This window comes from Methylobacterium sp. J-077, assembly GCF_022829365.1.
Lineage (GTDB): Bacteria > Pseudomonadota > Alphaproteobacteria > Rhizobiales > Beijerinckiaceae > Methylobacterium.
The window spans coordinates 1-17,041 of record NZ_JAKSYJ010000207.1 but is presented as its reverse complement, the minus strand read 5'-3'; the positions used below and the strand labels follow the sequence as shown (position 1 = coordinate 17,041).

Genomic DNA, 17,041 nt, shown 5'->3' with positions numbered 1-17,041 from the left:
CGTCGCCTGGGTGTGCTCCTCCATGAGACGATGGAGGAAGACCTGGGCCTCGGCTCTCTTGCTCGTCCTCGCGCTGCGACGGACATGGACTCCGTCCCGCCGGAACCTTACCCACCAAACATCACCCCGCCGGTAGACCCCGCCACATGCCCTCACCGTTGACCGCGGACGCCAAGAGTCTGAGTCAAAAAGAAAAATTGACAAGGCAATGCTCTCGGGAAGCTCGCGCGAGGGTTACCGAGGCGGGATGGGTCGGGCAGGCTGTAGTGATCGTCGCGGCTACCGTGGCCGACATGATGTCGGAGGCCGCCGCCAGGACGCCTGCGGCCAGGATCTGCGAGGCCGACCCCATCGTCAGGCCAGCAGTCCAACCCCGCAGCGCCGCAAGACAGATGTTAAAGGTCACCGCATCGCCCGACGCCACGCTTGATTTTTTCTGGCCATTACGACATCACGGTTGCATGACGTAGACGTAGGACGCCCGTGCCGTTCGATCCGAACCCCACCGACCATATCGTCCGCCACGACCTCGACCCGGCGTTCGTGGAGACGGTGGCGACCCGCCTCCCCTGGGATTACGAGGCCCTCGACCAGGAACTCGTGCGCGATCCGCTCCTCGACGAGGACCAGCGCCACGAGGAGTTCGGAAAACGCCGCGGCGCGTGCGCCGTCAGGGCGTTGTTGCACGCCTGCGAGCGCCACGGGGTGCCCTTCGAGCGCCTGCGGCTCGAATGCAACGGTCAGATCAAGCTGCTCGTGCGGATGGGCCGGATCATCCTCATGCAGGAGCCGATCGACGCGTTCGGCGACCCGCCTAAGATCGCCGACTACAAGCTCGCGCTGGCAGAGACGAGTTGCGCCGTGCGGCAGTTGGAATTCGACTTCGGTGACGGGCGGTGCCGGAGCGCGGATTGGTCCGGCTGCATCCTCGCCGTCCTCCTGCACAAGCACGCGGGCTCGACCTACACCAGCGAGGGCCGCCGGTTCGGCGGCCTGACCCTGGCCATCCCCGACGCGGCGTACTCGTACTGGACCCGCCGGTTCGACCTCAGCGAGATCGCGATGCACGGGCGCAGGGGTGCCGGTTGGCTAACCGGCGAGCCCGACCCAGAACCGCCGCCGCAGCCCGACAACGCCTACCCGACCATCAGGAAGAAGAACGCTAACCGGGCCACGGGACGATGAGCGTCGGCGTTCAGGCATTCCAGGGCAGCAGGCTGACCGAGGCCCGCCGCGCATGCGCGTTCAGCAAGAAGGATTTGGCCGACAAGATCGGCGTGAGCGGGACGGCCATCGCCAACTACGAGGGGGGGCGCGACCGGCCGCAGCACGACAGGCTGTGCGCGCTCGCCAACGAGTTGCGCTTCCCCTACGAATTCTTCCTCCGCCCGAGTTGGGGGGAAGCGATCGACCTCGTGTTCTGGCGCTCGCGCGCTGCCGAGACCAAGACTGCGCGCGTGATGACCGAGCAGCGCATGCGCTGGCTGTGCGAGACGTTCGCCTTCCTGGAGAGCGACCTGACGTTCCCGCACCACGCGCTGCCGCGGCTCGACATCCCCGACGATTTCCGACTGATCACCGGGGAGGTGATTGAGCGGGCGGCGGAGGCGCTGCGCGCGGACTGGAAGCTCGGCCCGCGCCCGATCCCCGATGTGATGCTGGCGCTGGAGAACGTCGGCATCCCGGTCGCCAGCCTCGACATCCGCTCGGACAAGCAGGACGGGTTCTGCTTCCGATCGGCCTACCTCGGTCGGCCTTTTGTCGGCATCAACACGTACAACATCAGTTGCGCGCGGGCGCGCTACGACTGCGCGCACGAACTCGGGCACATCGTGCTGCACGGGCGCGTCACCCCGCAGCAGGAGAGCGACGCCGCGCTGCACAAGGTGATCGAGGCTCAGGCGCATCGGTTCGCCGGGGCCTTCCTGTTCCCGCGGGAGGCGTTCTTCGAGGAGGTGCGCACGGCCTCGCTCGACTACTTCTGCTCGCTCAAGAGACGTTGGGGCATGTCGATCGGCGCCATGATCTACCGGGCGTCGGACCTTGGGCTGATCGATGAGGGTGAGCGCGGCGTCCTGTTCAGGAATTTGACGCGGCGTGGATGGCGCGGCGCCCTGCGCGAGCCGTTCGACCGGCGCGACGAGATGCCGATGGAGCGCCCGCGCATGCTCCGCCGCGGCGTCGAGGTGCTGCTGAGCGAGGGCTTCTACACGCGCGCGGGATTGCAGGCGTCCCTCGCACTGCCGGATGGGGAGATCGAGCAACTCACCGGGCTGGACGAGGGCTTCCTCCAGACGGCTGAGATCGTCCAACTCGCGGTGCCCAAATTCGGGCGCCACCTGCGCACGCGCGACCTCGAATCGGGGGAGGTGGTGGAGTTCACCAAGCGCTTCGACCGGGATCGCTGATGCGGTCGAGGTCGCCGGTCGAGACCAAGACGTTGTGACGCTCAGCCCGCCATCCTTCTTCGCAATTCCGATAGTACCTTTGAGTCGGGCTGAGATCCGCACGAGGGCACATCGAGCGTCAGCCCTCCAAGCGTCAACACGGAGTGACCGCCCCCGTGAATAACCGCGACGACTTCTCGGATAAGACCAAGCGGGCGGTGGCCGCTCGTGCGGGCTGGCAGTGCTCCTTTCAGGGGTGCTCGAAGCTAACAGTCGGCCCGAGCGAGGAGGCGCCCAGCGCGATCACGAACATCGGCGAGGCCGCCCATATCTGTGCAGCCTCGCCGGGCGGGCGCCGCTACGAACCGGCCATGACCCCGGCGGAGCGGGCGAGCATCGACAATGCGATGTGGGTCTGCACCGACCACGCCAAACTCATCGACCGGGACGCTGTTACCTACCCGGCCGACCGGCTGCGCGCGATGAAGCGCGCGCACGAGGAAAGGTGCGCACGGGCTGTGCGCCTCGGATCGAGCAGCGGCCTGAGCACTGGCCTGCTGGCGATCGGCCCTGACATCGTCTGCACGGCAGACTTGATCAGCGTGTCGGCGGGGACATGGACGCTGCGCCTGGAGCATTTCCTGATCGGCGACATGCACGCAATCATGGACTACATCGACGGCTTCCAGCGCCAGCCGCCGGAGGTACGATACGTCCTGAGCAATGAACTCGGCGACGGCCGGGTACTGCTCGCGCCGCCCGGCCTCACGAACGGCCCCGAGGGGGCGATCCTGCTGTGCGAGGTGGCCCCGAGCGCTGACCGCATCGACGCGCAGCGCCTCGGGAGCGACATGGCCCTGCACCCCGAGACCAACGACTTCTACCTCGACGAGAAGGGTGGCATCGCCCGCGTGTCCGGCCTCGCCTACCTGCCGCAGAAGATTCGCACGGTGCTATCGACGCAGCGAGGCGAGAGCGTGTTCTGGCCGACGCTCGGCATGCGGTTCTCCGAGTATTACGAAGCGTTCCGTGGCTCGCCGTGGCTCAACCTGCTCCTCAAGCTAGATGTGGTGCGGCAGGCGTCCGTGCCGCGGCGGGATAGCCTGACGGGCACACGCCAGACGCCGCTGCGGTGCGTGAAGCGTGTCCGCGGGTTCGAATTGCTCGCGGCCGAGCCGCAAGCGAACAAGCTGCCGGTGCGCATCGAGTTCGAGATCCAAGGCGTCGGGGCATGGCAGAACGAGTTCTCGATCTACATGCCGACCGCGGCCGAGATGGCGGAGCGTGGCAAGATGATCGCGGACGCGCCCTGGTTGTCAGTCGAACGCGCGATTGACTATTGCGCACAAAAAGGCAATGGGGACTTCGCGGCAAATATCTTCAAGCCATAAGATTAATTGAAGCATTCCGATCTGGAGTAAGCGATATATCGACCGATGGGATTGTTCGATCTTCCGGGCGCGGCTGCCTTGGAAAGACTGCTTACCGCAGCAACTCAACGCGAGTGTCATGCCTACGCTTTGGCCTTTCGAGGTGAACACGAGCGCCAGCCCGATGAGAATTGGGATTTCCTGGCGCAGGTCTTCGATTTCCTGTTCACGTCGAGCAGCCCCGCCGCACCATTCGGACCCATGATGGTCTCGGGCGACCGGCGCACCTTGATCCCGGACGATCTGTCCGATGAGCACCTCGTTGCGCTCGAAAAGGCGTTCGGCGCTGTGGACGATCCCGAGTTCCGGGCGCGAGTCGGGGACGTGCTGTGGTTGAGGCGGAGGAACGCGGTCGCGGCCCGCGAGGCGGTCGGGGCCTACATCGCATCGGGATCGCGACTGGAGGACCCTAAGCACTGGACGTTGAGTCTGGAGCGCTACGAGCGGGCGATCCGGCTGGCGCGGCAGCTTGGGCCGAGGGGTGAACTGCTCCGGCAGGCGCTCCAGTACCTCGAAGCGCGGGTGCTGCATTACGACGGCAGCGATCCCTTGTACTTCAGCCTGAAGGCTATGGAGCTTCTCGACGAGTTCGCGTTCGGGGACTTCGACGCCCTAGCCGGGATCGCCGGTCGCGTGGCTCAGGCGTCATCATCGACCGGGGATCACGACCGCGCCCGCAGCTACTTCCTGGTGCAGGCGCGTCTCCTGCGGCGCGCGAGACGGACCGACGACGCGGAGGCGGCGCGGTCCGCGGGCGCCGAGTGCCTCGTACGCGACGCGGAAGCGCAGGAGCGGGGCGGGTCGTTCATGGCGGCGCGCCGCTTTTGGGAGCAGGCGATCTCGGCCTTCCAGGACTGCCCCGCCCTCCGGCCGCGCCTGCCCGAGCTTAGGCGCCGCCTCACTGAGGCGGGCAGGCGCACCCTCGACGAGATGAGGACCGCCACCAGCGACCCTATCGACATCCGCGAGCACATGCGGGCGGTTCGGGAGCGCATGGGGAGTCTCTCCTGGGACGATGCCTTCTTCCAGTTCGCCATGCTGGTGGTCCTGGTCGAGCCGGAGGGCCTGCGGCGCAACGCCGTCGAGGTCGGACGCGGTAGCATCGTCCACACCCTGATCCAGGCGGATGTGTTCGATCAGGCGGGGCGCAAAATCGCGGTGCGGCCACCGCTCGGCACTGGCGATGCCGAGCAGGAGGAGGCCGCGATCGATGGGCTTATGGATGAGGGCGCGCGCATGCAGCGCCACCTCCACGTGCACGCCGTGCTCGCCCCGGCGGCCAGGGTCATGCGGGACGAGCATATCATCGACGAGGCCGCCGTCGATGTGCTGATCAAGGACAGCGCCTTCATCCCCGAGGGGCGGCTCTCGCTGTTCGTCCGGGCGATCGTGGCGGGGTTCAAATTCGACTTCTCGACCGCACTGCACGTGCTCGTGCCGCAGGCGGAGAACGCCCTGCGTCATGTCCTGGAGCAGCGAGGCGTCGTCGCGCGCAACATTGATCGGGACGGCGTGGAGGAGGTCTGGAGCGTCGAGCGGGTCCTCGCACACCGGGAGATGGCGGAGGTCTTAGGCGCCGACATGGTCTACGAACTCCGCTCGCTGTTGGCGGGTCGGGTCGGCCCGAACCTGCGAAACGTGATCGCGCACGGCCTCGCCGACGAGAACACGCTGAACTCGGAGACAGGCTTCTATCTGTGGTGGGTCTTCGTCCGGCTCGTCGCGTTGACCACTGACGGGATGGCGGCCTGGATCGAAAGGCGCCGGACCGCCGACGCGGGCGGCTGATCCTCATCGGCTATCGGGCCAGCATCCCCGCGACCGCGGCATCGCGCTCAAGGCGGACGCAGATCGCCTCGACCTCCCCCCGCAAGCCCGGCGGGAGGCGTCGTGCGAGTGCTTGTAGCTGTCGCCACAGCCGCGCCGCCGTCCGCGGCGCCACTTGCGCATAGCCATACGCTCGACCGTGGTCGCGGTAGTAGTCTGGTCCCCGCCCGATCCACGGGCCGAAGCGCCGCTCGCTCTCGATCAGCCCAAGGCGACGTAGCTCCATGAACACCGGCACCAAATTAACGCCGTACACTTTCATCGTGACCTCCTCCTAAATATCGCGGGATTCCTAAGCGTCTTCATCGCGGACGCAGGAGGATTATTTTACAATGACTCACGAAATTGGCGACGCTGAACGCATTGTTATTTACCGTCTACTCAGCCGTATGAATCCAACCAAGAGCGAGAAGCGCGTCTGGACCTGCGACGTGAACTGCGTCACCGCCAAGCTCATCGGCAACCGCTACGGCGTGCCCGCGGACGCCAGCACCTGGGTCTACGAGATCCACTACCCCTACGCCCCCGCCTGGACTGCGTCGGTGAGAGCCGTATGGCGTCGGGGCGAATTGCACCGACCTATGTCCACCCACGTGGAAATCATCGACCTCGACGACATGGATGGCCGCCTCGGCGGCCCGCACGGGGTGTTGCCGGTACTGTCGGATTGGCTGCTGGGGCTACCCTTGTGATCGGAACTCAGCCAATGAACGCGCCGAGGCTGACAGGCAGCACCAGTCGGGACCACGCTAACCTGGGCAGGGCTGGTCGCTTTGATCTACGAGATCTCGGTCTTCGAGACCTCGATCTTCCAGTCCTCGATCTCCCGAAATCAGGATGCTCGGAAGACGCCCACCTCGGCCGCCTGCGCTGCTGGACCATGTTGTATGCCCTGCCAACCTCGTCACTGAGCACCAGTATAAGACACTCGGCACACAGTACGCCAAGGCGTTCAAGAACGGGGAACCGCACGAGATCGAGCCGGAGCAGCCGTGGCGGCTGGCCGAGGTCGTGCGCTACCACCGGGAGGAATTGGGCTACTCGTTGGCGGACTTGGCCAAGCTGCTGGTGGCCCGTGAGCAGGACATCGAGCGGGCCTACCTGCCCAAGTCGCCGGGACTGCGGCTCGTCGTATCGAACTGATTAGAGCACATCAGTCCGTGTCGAACATCCGCTGCATCTCGCCAGGGTCGCTGGTCTTGATCAGGCCGAGCATGGCGAGCACGCGTGCCTTCTGCGGGTTGAGCGTGTCGGCTGTCAGCGCAAGTCAGCCACTCGCCTCGAAGCGGACGTTCCGCATCCGACCCAAGTAGGTCGTACCGCTGATCATCGGAGCGGCCGGAAAGCGGTCATAGGCCCGCCCCCCATCCCTATGGCCTACGGTGATCTGTGCACGCCTGTCAGCGTCGCGCGACGAAGCGACGAAGCTTGCCGGGGCCATCCTTCGTGATGGCCTTGCCGTGCCCGAACGCGACGGCCTGGAAGTCGAGCGCCGCGAGCTTGCGTTGGCTGGCCCGCCCTTCCGCCTCGTTCTCGAACGCGATCGGGTCACTCACACCCAGGATGTTGATGAACGTATCGCCGCCGAGCAGGAGCCGTCCGCCTTGCCACATCAGCGCGACCTGTCCGGCGCAATGACCGGGTACGTGTGTCACGTGCAAGCCACCCAAGATCGGCAGCGTCTCACCGTCAGCGATGTGCTGGTCGATCTGGAACGGCTGCATGCGTTCGTTCTGGTCCCAAACAAGCCTGTACATCAGTGCGTGTACAAGGCCGGGCGCAGGGGCCATCGGCCGGAACGGGCCGCCGCTTTCCGCCAGAGGAGCGTCGGCGGCATGCATGTAGGTCCGTGCACCCGTCGCGCGAATGATGGCGGCCGCGCTCCCGATGTGGTCGGGATGCCCATGCGTGAAGATGAGGTGCTTCAAGTCTGAGGGACGCCGACCGAGCTTGTTGATCGCGTCGAAGACGATCTGCTCCTTACCGGGGAAGCCCGCGTCGATCAGAGCCAGTTCCTCGCCCTGACGGAGCAGGATGGCGTTGCCGTTGCCAAGCGCCAACAGCCAAGCATTCTCGACGATCTGCTGCATGATCATGATCTCTAGTTCGTTGCCCTGACTGGGATGCACCCAGGCCAGGACCGTGTTACCATTGGTAACATACGCTGAATGTTACCACCGTCAACACACCGCACGAGGTTCTCGTGAACACAGTCGCGTCAGCAGCCCCGTACCACCACGGCGATCTGCGCCGTGCCCTTCTCGACAGCGCCACGGCGATCTTGACGGAGACGGGGCGGTGGGACTTCTCGCTGCGCGAGGTCGCCCGCCGCGCCGGAGTGAGCCACGCGGCGTCCTACCGGCATTTCACAGATAAGGAGGCGCTGATCGCCGCGGTGGCGCTCACGGGTTACGAGACGCTGCATACCTGCATGACCACGGCGATCGATGAGGCCACGGGTGCAGTCGGGACCCTGCGTGCCATCGGGCAAGCCTACATCGGGTTTGGCGTGGCGAACCCCGCCCTCTACCGGCTGATGTTCGGTCAAGCCCTGCCCAGCATCGAGGGCCTTCCGCCAGCGGTCTTGGCTGTTCTAACCGAGGCGCGTGCGGTGCTGCGGGGCGTGATCCTGACCGGTGCACGCGCGGGCGCATTCGCGATCGACCCGGAGGATGAGCAGGAGGTCTCGGTGGCGGTCGTCACCGCATGGTCGCTCGTTCACGGGTTCACGTTGCTGACAATCGACCGTGTGGTAGACCGCGAGGTTCGCCCCCAAGTGATTGATACCTTGGCGGCCCGCGTTACTGAGCGCCTGATCGTCGGCCTGTTGCCGACATAATGCAGGATCCGGTTCGTGGCCGGTCCGCCTGCGGATCGAGGTCGCCCCCAGCGCAGGCTTTGGGTGATGTCCGCGTTAGCGTTTGGAACGCCCGAAACCAAACAGTCTTTTTTCCACCCAACCCAGCCTTAAGTCGCCGTCTATCACGCTGCCACGAAGCGGACCTTCCGAGGGTCTGCGAAGGGTCGGTAGCAGAAGCTAACGAATTTTCTATTGGTCAACAACGACAAGCCTCAATGCTGCTTGATCGTCCTCCGAATGATGTCACGGAGGGTTGCGACATGATCGGCATCCAACTCAAACCTTTTGATGAATTTCTGAATGGCTGCCTCCATCTCAGCGGCATGATAGATGATATCGAAAATCGGATGCGTCGCAGGCATCCGATCAAGCTCATCGAAGAGACGCCATAATGGATGTAGTTCTTCATCGGCGAGGGATATTCTCCACGTCAAATGGACCAGCCTGATCCAACTCACGCGTTCTCTGCGGGCTTCGATATCGTTCGGATCGTCTTGCTTGCTGGGCATTATCCCTCATCAGCGTGATCAGATTAGATTGCGCACAATCAAACTCCTTCACGGGATGCGCCGCCGTGTGGCAACGCACATACCAACCTTGAATTCCGCGGTGTCGCTTGAACAGTTAGAACCAGACCACCTGCCGATAGTGAGTCTAAGGATTACGGCAAGCTCGAAGAATTGGATGATCTGACACCGTCCGCTTTCCACCCCGAGCGAGGTTTCTGGATCGGCTCGAACCAGAAGACATCGCCAAGTATGCCGTGATGCAGCCCAGCGTCGGCTGCGCGCCGTTCGGCCTATCGCCGGAGCCTTGCAATGTCTTCGAAGGTCGCTTCTGCGCGGAGATATCGCTGATGTGCCTGACGGGCGTGTTGGTGATGCCGGTCAGGGTGAAGCTGAATTCGGTAAATTCGGCGTGCAGCATGCACGAGGAATTCGGGTGCCTGGGGATGCAGCCCGACCCTGCGGTAGAGACGATCTTCTTCAGTTTCTAAGGGCGTGGTGGAAGCCAGCCGAGCCTGGGTGAGATCTACTTCGAGCGCGGTAATCCGGGCCTCACGCTCGGCCAGCCGGACGGCGTGATCCCCACGATCTTCTTCCAGTCGCCGACGCGCGTGACACTGCTCCTGAAGCTCCTCGACAACGATCTCGGTCAACCGGATGTACTGCGAGGCCAGGACCCAAAGCAGCAGTCCGGAGATCATCAGCGGCAGGGTCGCCATCGCGATGATCATCGTCACTGCCAGCCCGATGCGCAGGACCTGACCCGGCGTCTTCAGGACGTAGATCTGGATCGTGTTGGGAGTGGTCAACGGCGTACTACGAGCCCTGCCAGGACATCACCGCGGGCGGCGGGGCACGCCGATCGCCCAGGATCCGGATAGGTACGAGTCGTCGATAGCCACTTTGCATCACGCGACCTCAGCGAGCGCCTGTTGCAAGTCATTGGCAGCGTCGCAAGGCTCGTCGCCCCAACCATCAATATCGGCTTCCGTCAGGTGGCGGACACCGAGCATCTGCGCAGCCGCGTAGATCGCGTCGCGATCTCCTGGCGCATGCGCCAGGATCGCAACACCGAGCGCGGCCAGCTTGTCACGGATGAAACTCGCCCGATGCGGCAGCACACGACGGTTGTTGATCGCGTAAAGCCCCTCAAGAAAGTAGCCCTGGTTGGTTCTCCGCAACTCAGCGATCACGCCGGGCTCCTGAGGATCAGTCGGCTTGTATTCCACGTACAAATGAGTGCCCAAGAGGGACTCAACGACCTTGGTCGCCAGACAGTTCCGGAAGCGTCGCCCAGCATCAGCGAGAGCAGCGGCACTATCTAAGACGTTGAACGTCGGGTCTCCCCGTGTATCGAGCATGTCGGGCAATCGATCGAAGCGTTCTGCCCAGCCTTTGATCAAATCGGAACGATGGCCGCCCAGCTTGATCTTACCTAACGAAACTCGAATTGCTTCGTCGGTCGCACGGGAACAATGATTTCTTACATAAGACAGGGCATCGTGTATCACGGCAACCTGTCGAACATCATAGACCGTGGCGACGAAAGCCGGATGGAGGAGTACGGGGTCGAGCATGCTGACAATTCGGATCTGATCGCCGACAAGGTTACCGCTGATTTGGCTGATGACCTTGGCACGACGCCGATCGTCAGGGTCGCGCGACAGAAACAATCTACCAAGCTCGTAATACGTTCTCGGTTCGCCGACCGGATCAGGCCCGAGTCTACGAAGAGCACCGAGAAGTCCGGCAGGAGGCCCTGCAAGGATCACCCGGACCAGATCGCGGGGGCGGCGAAGCTGGAGAATGGTCTGCCCGATGATGGTCGAAGAAGTCGCGTCTCCAAATTCTGGCGTGATCGCTGACGAACGCAGGTGGCTGGCGATCTCATCGATGCCAAGGATCTCAATGAGTCCTAGAATTAGAAAGACTGCCTGCCTCCGTTGCGATCCAAACCGGAAACTCGCCGCCAGCAAGCCTGCGTTATTTCGATCGAGATCGACTACCCGATCGAGCGCCCAGCCCGTGTAGGGTCTGGCTGGTGGCCTTCTGTCCCGAATTGTCGGATCAGCTTGGTGGGATAGCGGCATTAGCTATTGATAACATGATTACAGGCTGAAATCGAGGTCATAACTTGCCTACAGACCCTGCGGTCTATTGCGTAGGCCACTTGTTACCGTCGTCAGATCGCGCACTTATTCGGATCGAGGCTCAGACCTTGGTCGATCGTGGGGTTGATGGTCGTTAGGATGAAGGTGTTGGGCGAGATACAGAACACCATGTTGAAGATCGACCGCGGGGCGATCTTCAACATGATCTTAAAACGGCAAGCTTTTCGTCGAGAAGCTCAACTCCCTCTTCTTGACATTCATTCCGAGTACCATCGAGCCGTCGAGCAGGCGCTCTGGCGACAACATGTCGAACTGCATCACGATAGGGTCAGGGCGGACATCTTAGCTCAGCAGCGTGCCCGACACGGACAGGGCTGGGGCTTATCCTGGGGAGGCCAGTTCGGATTGAGCCTTCTTACGCACCGAGCATTGCAGGCGAGCTTCAGAAAAGGATGACGGCCGCTACGGCCCATGGATCTGCGCAGCCGACATCGCTTCACGCCTTCGGATGCTGTCTGGGGTCACCGAAAAAGCGCTCAACCATCTCATCGTGAAGCGGGAAGGCCGTAGGCACTGGTTCGTCCACCACGACGACTTCAAGCACCTCGCCGTCGTGCTCAAACAAGCCAGCATGTTCGACGGGTGGGCTTTGGCAGAAAAGCAAATTCTGCCGCCGGTCCGGCGTCGTGACGACGGTCAGCAATCGCAACCCCTCGGCGTCGATGCATACGCCGGTCTCCTCGCGAACCTCCCGCGCTCCGGCTTCTTGCCATGTCTCGCCGCGCATCTGGTAGCCGCCGGGCAGCGCAAGATCGCCATACCCGTCTTCGACGCCCCGGCGGATCATCAGAAGACCACTTCGGATCGGCACGAGTACAACCACGACGGTAGGCGTGTTGTCATAGTCGCCCATGATCAGACGCCACAGGGAGCAACATTTCCTTCACGCAGCAAGAGGGACGGCATCAGCCGCCATTGTGATATTGCAAGCGTCCACACCGACGCTTCCGCCAAACATAAGCCGGAACGATTCCGCTGGCGTCCGAGACAGACCATTTCCGTCCACGATCCGCACATCGACCTTACCTGAAGCGCTTAGGCTCATGCCCTGACAAATGGCGTTCAGGAGCGAGATGTGGTGGAAGATGCTCTCGCTCGTGGGCGTGCGGGCGGTGACGGAGAAGTTCACTGGTGATGATCCTGATGCGGGTTCGCGGCACGAAGATTGAGTCGCTTCGCGATCTCTGGCTGAGAGACGGATTGAAGGCCGCGCCCAGTCGCGTGATGATGGCCGACAGGGATGCCTCTTTGCCTGCAATATCGACTTGTGGTTGACAAAATCTTGTCTGCGATGGGGCACGGTGACAGAAGCTGGTCGATGATGAAAATCGAGCCTCTGCCCGCTTGGTCGCTCCTTACGCGGTCCGGTGTTTCGGGACTTCTCGCGCGGCCTGACGGCGGCCCACCTCGTGCAATTCGGCTCGGGTGGAATCTCAATGCAATCAGCGCTGCCGAGATGCCGTTGTTGGCCACGCTGCGCGTCATGATCGCCCTCGCGCAAGCGCACAGCGGACTGACGCTGACCGCCACACACGCCCTATCTCGCGCCGATACACGCACCCTGTTCGATGCCCTGGTCTGGCCGGACTACGACAAAACCGAAGTGCTGGGCATCAACAAGGTCCTCAACGAGGCCGACGTGATGCCGGTCGAGACCACGCGCCTCATCGCGCAGGCGGCTAAGTTCTTCCGCCGCCGTGAGCGCAAGCTGCTCGCGACAAAGATTGGGCAAGATCTCGCAGCGGAGGACCAAAGCCCCGAACTCTTTCGGCGGTTGTTCGCTCTGGTGCTCTGGCGGCTCGATCTTGGCTCACTGGATCGCTTGCCGATCAAGGGCTGGACGCGCTGCTCAAGGCGGTAACCCGGCGCGAGGTCGATCTCGTCGCGGCCTGGAGCGTCGATCGGCTCGGGCGATCCCTGCCGGACCTACTCAACCTGCTGGGCGAGCTTCAGGGACGCGGCGTCGATCTCTTCCTGCATCAGCAGGCTCTTGATACGAGCACGCCGGGCGGGCGGATGATGTTCCAGATGCTCGGGCTGTTCGCCGAGTTCGAGCGGTCGCTGATCCGCTCGCGCGTCATAACCGGGCTCGAACGGACCAGGGTCAAGGGGACCCGTCTCGGTCGGCCACCGCGGGATCCGGACAAGGCCGAGGCGATCCGCGCATTACTAGCCTCCGGTGCCGGGATCCGGGAGACGGCGCGTTGGACCGGTGTCGGTGCCTCGACCGTCCAGCGGGTGCATGCGGCGATGATCGCCTCCCAGGATCTGGAGGCGATCATCGCTGTGGCTTGAGGATTAGCGGTGATCCTGGTTTTGAAGACTAGCTACCGCCGAGGAAGTTTCATGAGACGGTCAACGTAGCCGTTCCAGTCGAACGTCGGATCGGACTGGGGCCTCATAGAATCCTGCGGCGGCACAGAGTCCTGCTGCAAGCTCGCCTCGTCCGCCACCCCAAATGCTTCTATCTTGGCCTGCTCGAAGTCATCTCGGTCGCTCTTCCGCGTAAAGCGAACCTGAAGGTGGCAGCAATCAAGACGCATATCCCATTTGCCCATCCGGCAACGCGTCGAGATGTTTGCCTGTTTTACTGACCAAGCCGTTAGGCCGACCAGTGCAGTGATGTCATTATCTCTAATCCTTGTGTAGCAAACATGGGGATAGCGCATGCTGTTTCCTCTGTTATAGACTCCAATAACCATAACCAATCACGGAGGATTTAGATCAAAATTATTTTCAGTGTATTCATCATTTGCCCTAAGATCATCCTTTGGGTCGTATCTTACCTTCAGTCCACCTTAATCAGTTTCGCGAGCAGTTCGACCGGGTGGATCCGTTCGCCGGGGTCCCACACCGGCCGAGGCACTTCAGGATGTTCTTGATCTTCCCGCGACGCTTCTGGGGGGAGTTGCCCTGGGCGGCCTCACCCCAACAACAAGATCTGTGGTTAGACGCAGATTTGCCATCAACAGGTCTCAGACTAAGAAATGTCAACGCGTTGAGAAATCGCGCGACCTTTCAAGTTAAAACCCCGCGCTCGTTCAGTTCCCAGGGGCTATCGTGATCGTTGTGCCCAATGCTCAGATGGAAGCAAACGAAATTTGCTCGCACTCGGAAATTCGTCCCACGTCCGCCCGTCCAGTAGACGACCCGTTTTAACTTTCTGCACACCGCCCCATTGCTTAAAGTGAAAGGCCGTTCCCACAGCGATAGCAGCGTCTCGGATTGCCCGCACCCACTTCGCGTCCATCGGCCGAGCCCCCGGACCACTCTCGCCACCGACGATCACCCAGTCGATGCCCGTTAGATCCAGACTCGGCACAGGACCAAGCAGTGGTTCGAGTGAGAGGAACTTCACGCGCGCGCCAGTCTGACGGATCCGGTCTGCGCGCCACAGGTAGTTCTGACTTTCGACACTTACTCCCATCGACACATACTCTGGCCAAACCAGGGTCGGCGATAATTTCAGGAGGCGGTCGGCCCTTTTTGTCAGCACCTGATAGCTGTGCCGTGGGGTCCCGACCATTATCCTCTAAACATCCCGGAGGGTGGCCACTGGAAGGGCCTCGTGAAAGAGGTCAGACATACTGTTCACGAAGATCCTCTGTCCGACCGGCCATCGGTAGGGGGCCAGCAGGGTTTCACGATCCACAACAACTTCACCAGTCCACTTGGCGCGTCCGCCGGACCGCCGAGTTGTGCCACCATATTTTTTCTGCCCCATTGCCTCGCAGCGAGCGGCCATTCGCATGGCGTAACAATTGGCGCATCCTGGTGACAGCATCGTACAGCCCGCACTCGGGTTCCATGTCCTGTCCGTCCACTCAATGCCAGTAGAACGAGCCATATCAACCCAATTCCATCTTGAGCCAAAATTCCATATCGCTCGAAATTAGATCTACGATTGCGAAAAACTGCCCATAGCCATCATCGGCGAAATAAAGCTGCGGCACTTCGTAACCGTGATTTTCCGCCGCCCTCCTTATGGCATTCCAATGCCGAACGGCCGTAATAACTTTGATTCCGATGCAGTGTTCACTCAGCCTAACTCCATTATCAATTAACTTATATCTTTCGGATTCAACAATTTTTGAAGATATTTCATTCAATCGCAAACGTTTATCATGATCAGGAACTACGTCTTCGATTACCTGATGTGGCGCCAGATCTTGGAAATCGCGCACACCGAGCATGAGCGCAGCGCAGGTCATTTCGACGAGACGAGGAATTGGGACTGGCTGACCGTTGTCGTGCCTACAGCCTCTTTCATAGTGACTGACGCTTACCCGTCCGACGCCGACCAGATCGCCGAACCGTACTTTGGATAGGCCAAGTGCCTGACGGCAATTGCCAAATTGCTCTGGCGTCACTTTAAGCCCCTTCGATTGCCGATTGACAGTCATGTTTGTACATGTACATGGTATGGACAGTCAATCACAAAGAGGACTTTCTGATGCATAAATCGCATGACTCTGGCGTGCCATTTGGTCCACGGCTTCCTGCCAGCCTGCTCAGAGATAAAATCCGGGTGCTCACAGGAGGCTCTGGGCAGGCGGCAGCGAAGGCAGCGCTGATCGATCAGACGCCGTGGCAGCCCACTACGAGCAAAGCGCAGCCGCAGCTTCTATCGGCGGCTGATGATAGTCGCGTCGCCCTAACCTCACAGCCGGGCCTATCCGAATCAGGCGGGACGGCGCCGGGCGCAGACCCAGACTTGAAGGAATGGGATGACAGTCCGGAGCGGAAGGAGACGCCCTACACAATCTACGCGCAAGCGCTCTCGGCGGCTCGCGAGGCCGATGTCGCGATGGCAGAGGCATCGGACGCACTCGACCGATCGAGCCATGTCTTCCTCGCCACCGTCGCGCGGTTCGTAGAGGAGTTTGATACGTCGGGGTTTGAACTCGATAACGCGGCGCTAGATGCTTTCCTCGACGAGCAAGGGGCGCCCCCCTTGCACGGGAACGCGGCGACGCCTTTGCTGCGTGTGATGCAAGCGTTCAAGACCGAAGGGACGAAAGCTTCTCTGGTGGGCAAGAGGGCTACGGCGTTGGCGGGGCTGCGGCTGGCCAAGGTGTCAGCTAATCGAGTGGAGGAAGCTCTCGGCAGAGCCGCGAACGAGGCGCGGGCGGGACGCGGTAAGGGCGGCATGGACCATTACATCGCCCTTTACCGTAAGGAGCGCCGGAATGCCTCGCCTGCGACGGTTGAGGCCGTCGAGACAACGGACCAGCTTGAAACGGAAGCGGCAGGGTCGGACGAACCACAGAGCGAGGTGGTGGAGCAGGCGGCCGTGGCCGCGAATCCCTCTTGGATACACGAGATTGAGGAGATGGTCGGTCACGGCAACGTCGTGGTACTTGTCGATGATCGAGTGCTTCCGATCACCGGCATCAAGACCGCGGGTGCGAAGATCACCTTGCAAGCGAGCAGCCCATCCGGCTTCTGAAATCAGTTCGCCCGCCCGCGCTACGGGCGTGGGCGGGCTCGTTTCCCGATCCTAGTTGAACGTTCTCACCGCGGTTTCTCAACGCGTTGAAATTTCTTCGCGGCCATGGATCGTCCGCGTCACGTTCGCGATCCTTCTCGTGCGCCCGTCAAGATTCTTACCGTGGACTCAGTAACCTTCGCCGCAACCCCAGCGCCCACATTGCCTTGTCAATTTTTCTTTTTGACTCAGACTCTTGGCGTCCGCGGTCAACGGTGAGGGCATGTGGCGGGGGTCTACCGGCGGGGTGATGTTTGGTGGGTAAGGTTCCGGCGGGACGGAGTCCATGTCCGTCGCAGCGCGAGGACGAGCAAGAGAGCCGAGGCCCAGGTCTTCCTCCATCGTCTCATGGAGGAGCACACCCAGGCGACG

At 62.0% G+C, this 17,041-nt stretch carries 20 protein-coding genes and 1 pseudogene; 10 read left to right on the top strand and 11 right to left on the bottom strand.

Annotated features, from left to right (window positions below; all coding sequences use genetic code 11):
- Positions 1-483 precede the first annotated feature (483 nt).
- The 4 genes from MKL11_RS24830 to MKL11_RS24815 all read left to right on the top strand — a co-directional run bounded on the left by MKL11_RS24830 (position 484) and on the right by MKL11_RS24815 (position 5,605).
- Positions 484-1,185: a hypothetical protein gene (locus MKL11_RS24830; protein WP_243948167.1), complete on the top strand. Its 702-nt coding sequence runs from the start codon at positions 484-486 to the stop codon at positions 1,183-1,185.
- Positions 1,182-2,408 (top strand): helix-turn-helix domain-containing protein, encoded by a 1,227-nt coding sequence (locus tag MKL11_RS24825; protein ID WP_243948165.1) that lies wholly within the window; start codon positions 1,182-1,184, stop codon positions 2,406-2,408. The genes MKL11_RS24830 and MKL11_RS24825 overlap by 4 nt, the downstream gene beginning before the upstream one ends.
- A gap of 155 nt (positions 2,409-2,563) precedes the next feature.
- Positions 2,564-3,778 (top strand): hypothetical protein, encoded by a 1,215-nt coding sequence (locus tag MKL11_RS24820; RefSeq protein ID WP_243948163.1) that lies wholly within the window; start codon positions 2,564-2,566, stop codon positions 3,776-3,778.
- A gap of 129 nt (positions 3,779-3,907) precedes the next feature.
- On the top strand, positions 3,908-5,605 hold the full coding sequence (locus MKL11_RS24815; RefSeq protein ID WP_243948161.1) for a DUF4209 domain-containing protein: 1,698 nt from the start codon (positions 3,908-3,910) through the stop codon (positions 5,603-5,605).
- A gap of 10 nt (positions 5,606-5,615) precedes the next feature.
- Here the strand turns inward: MKL11_RS24815 and MKL11_RS24810 are convergent, their stop codons facing one another.
- Positions 5,616-5,906, bottom strand: a complete 291-nt coding sequence (locus MKL11_RS24810; protein WP_243948159.1) for a hypothetical protein — start codon at positions 5,904-5,906, stop codon at positions 5,616-5,618.
- Positions 5,907-5,976: 70 nt separating this feature from the next.
- Between MKL11_RS24810 and MKL11_RS24805 the strand changes: the two genes are divergently transcribed.
- Positions 5,977-6,336, top strand: coding sequence for a hypothetical protein (locus tag MKL11_RS24805; RefSeq protein ID WP_243948157.1), 360 nt, complete (start codon positions 5,977-5,979; stop codon positions 6,334-6,336).
- A gap of 145 nt (positions 6,337-6,481) precedes the next feature.
- Entirely contained in the window at positions 6,482-6,787 is a 306-nt protein-coding gene (locus MKL11_RS24800; RefSeq protein WP_243948156.1) for a hypothetical protein, read from the top strand.
- A gap of 257 nt (positions 6,788-7,044) precedes the next feature.
- Here MKL11_RS24800 and MKL11_RS24795 read toward each other — a convergent pair whose 3' ends face one another.
- Positions 7,045-7,734, bottom strand: coding sequence for an MBL fold metallo-hydrolase (locus tag MKL11_RS24795; protein WP_243948155.1), 690 nt, complete (start codon positions 7,732-7,734; stop codon positions 7,045-7,047).
- A 113-nt stretch (positions 7,735-7,847) separates the two neighbouring features.
- On the opposite strand from MKL11_RS24795, the gene MKL11_RS24790 reads away from it, so the two are divergent.
- The gene (locus tag MKL11_RS24790) at positions 7,848-8,483 is read left to right on the top strand and encodes a TetR/AcrR family transcriptional regulator (protein ID WP_243948154.1); all 636 of its coding nucleotides are present in this window, start codon (positions 7,848-7,850) and stop codon (positions 8,481-8,483) included.
- Positions 8,484-8,716: 233 nt separating this feature from the next.
- Here MKL11_RS24790 and MKL11_RS24785 read toward each other — a convergent pair whose 3' ends face one another.
- The 6 genes from MKL11_RS24785 to MKL11_RS24765 all read right to left on the bottom strand — a co-directional run bounded on the left by MKL11_RS24785 (position 8,717) and on the right by MKL11_RS24765 (position 12,310).
- A complete protein-coding gene (locus MKL11_RS24785) occupies positions 8,717-9,013 on the bottom strand; it encodes a hypothetical protein (RefSeq protein ID WP_243948153.1) in 297 nt (98 codons plus the stop codon).
- 290 nt (positions 9,014-9,303) lie between these two features.
- Positions 9,304-9,819, bottom strand: a complete 516-nt coding sequence (locus MKL11_RS24780) for a hypothetical protein (RefSeq protein WP_243948152.1) — start codon at positions 9,817-9,819, stop codon at positions 9,304-9,306.
- A gap of 99 nt (positions 9,820-9,918) precedes the next feature.
- The gene (locus MKL11_RS24775; RefSeq protein ID WP_243948151.1) at positions 9,919-10,986 is read right to left on the bottom strand and encodes a hypothetical protein; all 1,068 of its coding nucleotides are present in this window, start codon (positions 10,984-10,986) and stop codon (positions 9,919-9,921) included.
- A 206-nt stretch (positions 10,987-11,192) separates the two neighbouring features.
- Positions 11,193-11,324, bottom strand: coding sequence for a hypothetical protein (locus tag MKL11_RS33205; RefSeq protein WP_279600700.1), 132 nt, complete (start codon positions 11,322-11,324; stop codon positions 11,193-11,195).
- Between the two features lie 293 nt (positions 11,325-11,617).
- A complete protein-coding gene (locus MKL11_RS24770; RefSeq protein WP_243948150.1) occupies positions 11,618-12,034 on the bottom strand; it encodes an NUDIX domain-containing protein in 417 nt (138 codons plus the stop codon).
- Between the two features lie 30 nt (positions 12,035-12,064).
- Complete coding sequence (locus MKL11_RS24765; protein ID WP_243948148.1) at positions 12,065-12,310, bottom strand: hypothetical protein; 246 nt, start codon at positions 12,308-12,310, stop codon at positions 12,065-12,067.
- Between the two features lie 336 nt (positions 12,311-12,646).
- Between MKL11_RS24765 and MKL11_RS24760 the strand changes: the two genes are divergently transcribed.
- Positions 12,647-13,042, top strand: coding sequence for a hypothetical protein (locus tag MKL11_RS24760; RefSeq protein WP_243948146.1), 396 nt, complete (start codon positions 12,647-12,649; stop codon positions 13,040-13,042).
- Positions 12,973-13,476, top strand: coding sequence for a recombinase family protein (locus MKL11_RS24755; protein WP_313900780.1), 504 nt, complete (start codon positions 12,973-12,975; stop codon positions 13,474-13,476). The genes MKL11_RS24760 and MKL11_RS24755 overlap by 70 nt, the downstream gene beginning before the upstream one ends.
- Before the next feature lie 32 nt (positions 13,477-13,508).
- On the opposite strand, the gene MKL11_RS24750 is transcribed toward MKL11_RS24755, so the two are convergent.
- From MKL11_RS24750 to MKL11_RS24740, 3 genes and pseudogenes are all read right to left on the bottom strand, one after another.
- A complete protein-coding gene (locus MKL11_RS24750; protein ID WP_243948144.1) occupies positions 13,509-13,850 on the bottom strand; it encodes a hypothetical protein in 342 nt (113 codons plus the stop codon).
- Positions 13,851-14,236: 386 nt separating this feature from the next.
- A pseudogene (locus tag MKL11_RS24745) lies at positions 14,237-15,028 on the bottom strand (DUF5131 family protein).
- 1 nt (position 15,029) lies between these two features.
- Positions 15,030-15,584: a hypothetical protein gene (locus MKL11_RS24740; protein WP_243948142.1), complete on the bottom strand. Its 555-nt coding sequence runs from the start codon at positions 15,582-15,584 to the stop codon at positions 15,030-15,032.
- A gap of 2 nt (positions 15,585-15,586) precedes the next feature.
- Here MKL11_RS24740 and MKL11_RS24735 point away from each other — a divergent pair, with 2 nt between their 5' ends.
- Entirely contained in the window at positions 15,587-16,630 is a 1,044-nt protein-coding gene (locus MKL11_RS24735) for a hypothetical protein (RefSeq protein WP_243948140.1), read from the top strand.
- Positions 16,631-17,041: the final 411 nt, after the last annotated feature.

What these genes read in the sequence shown, in the direction of transcription:
- MKL11_RS24800 (WP_243948156.1), top strand. Translation starts at nt 6,482, where the DNA reads ATGCTCGGAAGACGCCCACCTCGGCCGCCTGCGCTGCTGGACCATGTT.
- MKL11_RS24795 (WP_243948155.1), bottom strand. Translation starts at nt 7,734, where the DNA reads ATGCAGCAGATCGTCGAGAATGCTTGGCTGTTGGCGCTTGGCAACGGC.
- MKL11_RS24825 (WP_243948165.1), top strand. Translation starts at nt 1,182, where the DNA reads ATGAGCGTCGGCGTTCAGGCATTCCAGGGCAGCAGGCTGACCGAGGCC.
- MKL11_RS24750 (WP_243948144.1), bottom strand. Translation starts at nt 13,850, where the DNA reads ATGCGCTATCCCCATGTTTGCTACACAAGGATTAGAGATAATGACATC.
- MKL11_RS24785 (WP_243948153.1), bottom strand. Translation starts at nt 9,013, where the DNA reads ATGCCCAGCAAGCAAGACGATCCGAACGATATCGAAGCCCGCAGAGAA.
- MKL11_RS24805 (WP_243948157.1), top strand. Translation starts at nt 5,977, where the DNA reads ATGACTCACGAAATTGGCGACGCTGAACGCATTGTTATTTACCGTCTA.
- MKL11_RS24810 (WP_243948159.1), bottom strand. Translation starts at nt 5,906, where the DNA reads ATGAAAGTGTACGGCGTTAATTTGGTGCCGGTGTTCATGGAGCTACGT.
- MKL11_RS24770 (WP_243948150.1), bottom strand. Translation starts at nt 12,034, where the DNA reads ATGGGCGACTATGACAACACGCCTACCGTCGTGGTTGTACTCGTGCCG.
- MKL11_RS24740 (WP_243948142.1), bottom strand. Translation starts at nt 15,584, where the DNA reads ATGACTGTCAATCGGCAATCGAAGGGGCTTAAAGTGACGCCAGAGCAA.
- MKL11_RS33205 (WP_279600700.1), bottom strand. Translation starts at nt 11,324, where the DNA reads ATGTTGAAGATCGCCCCGCGGTCGATCTTCAACATGGTGTTCTGTATC.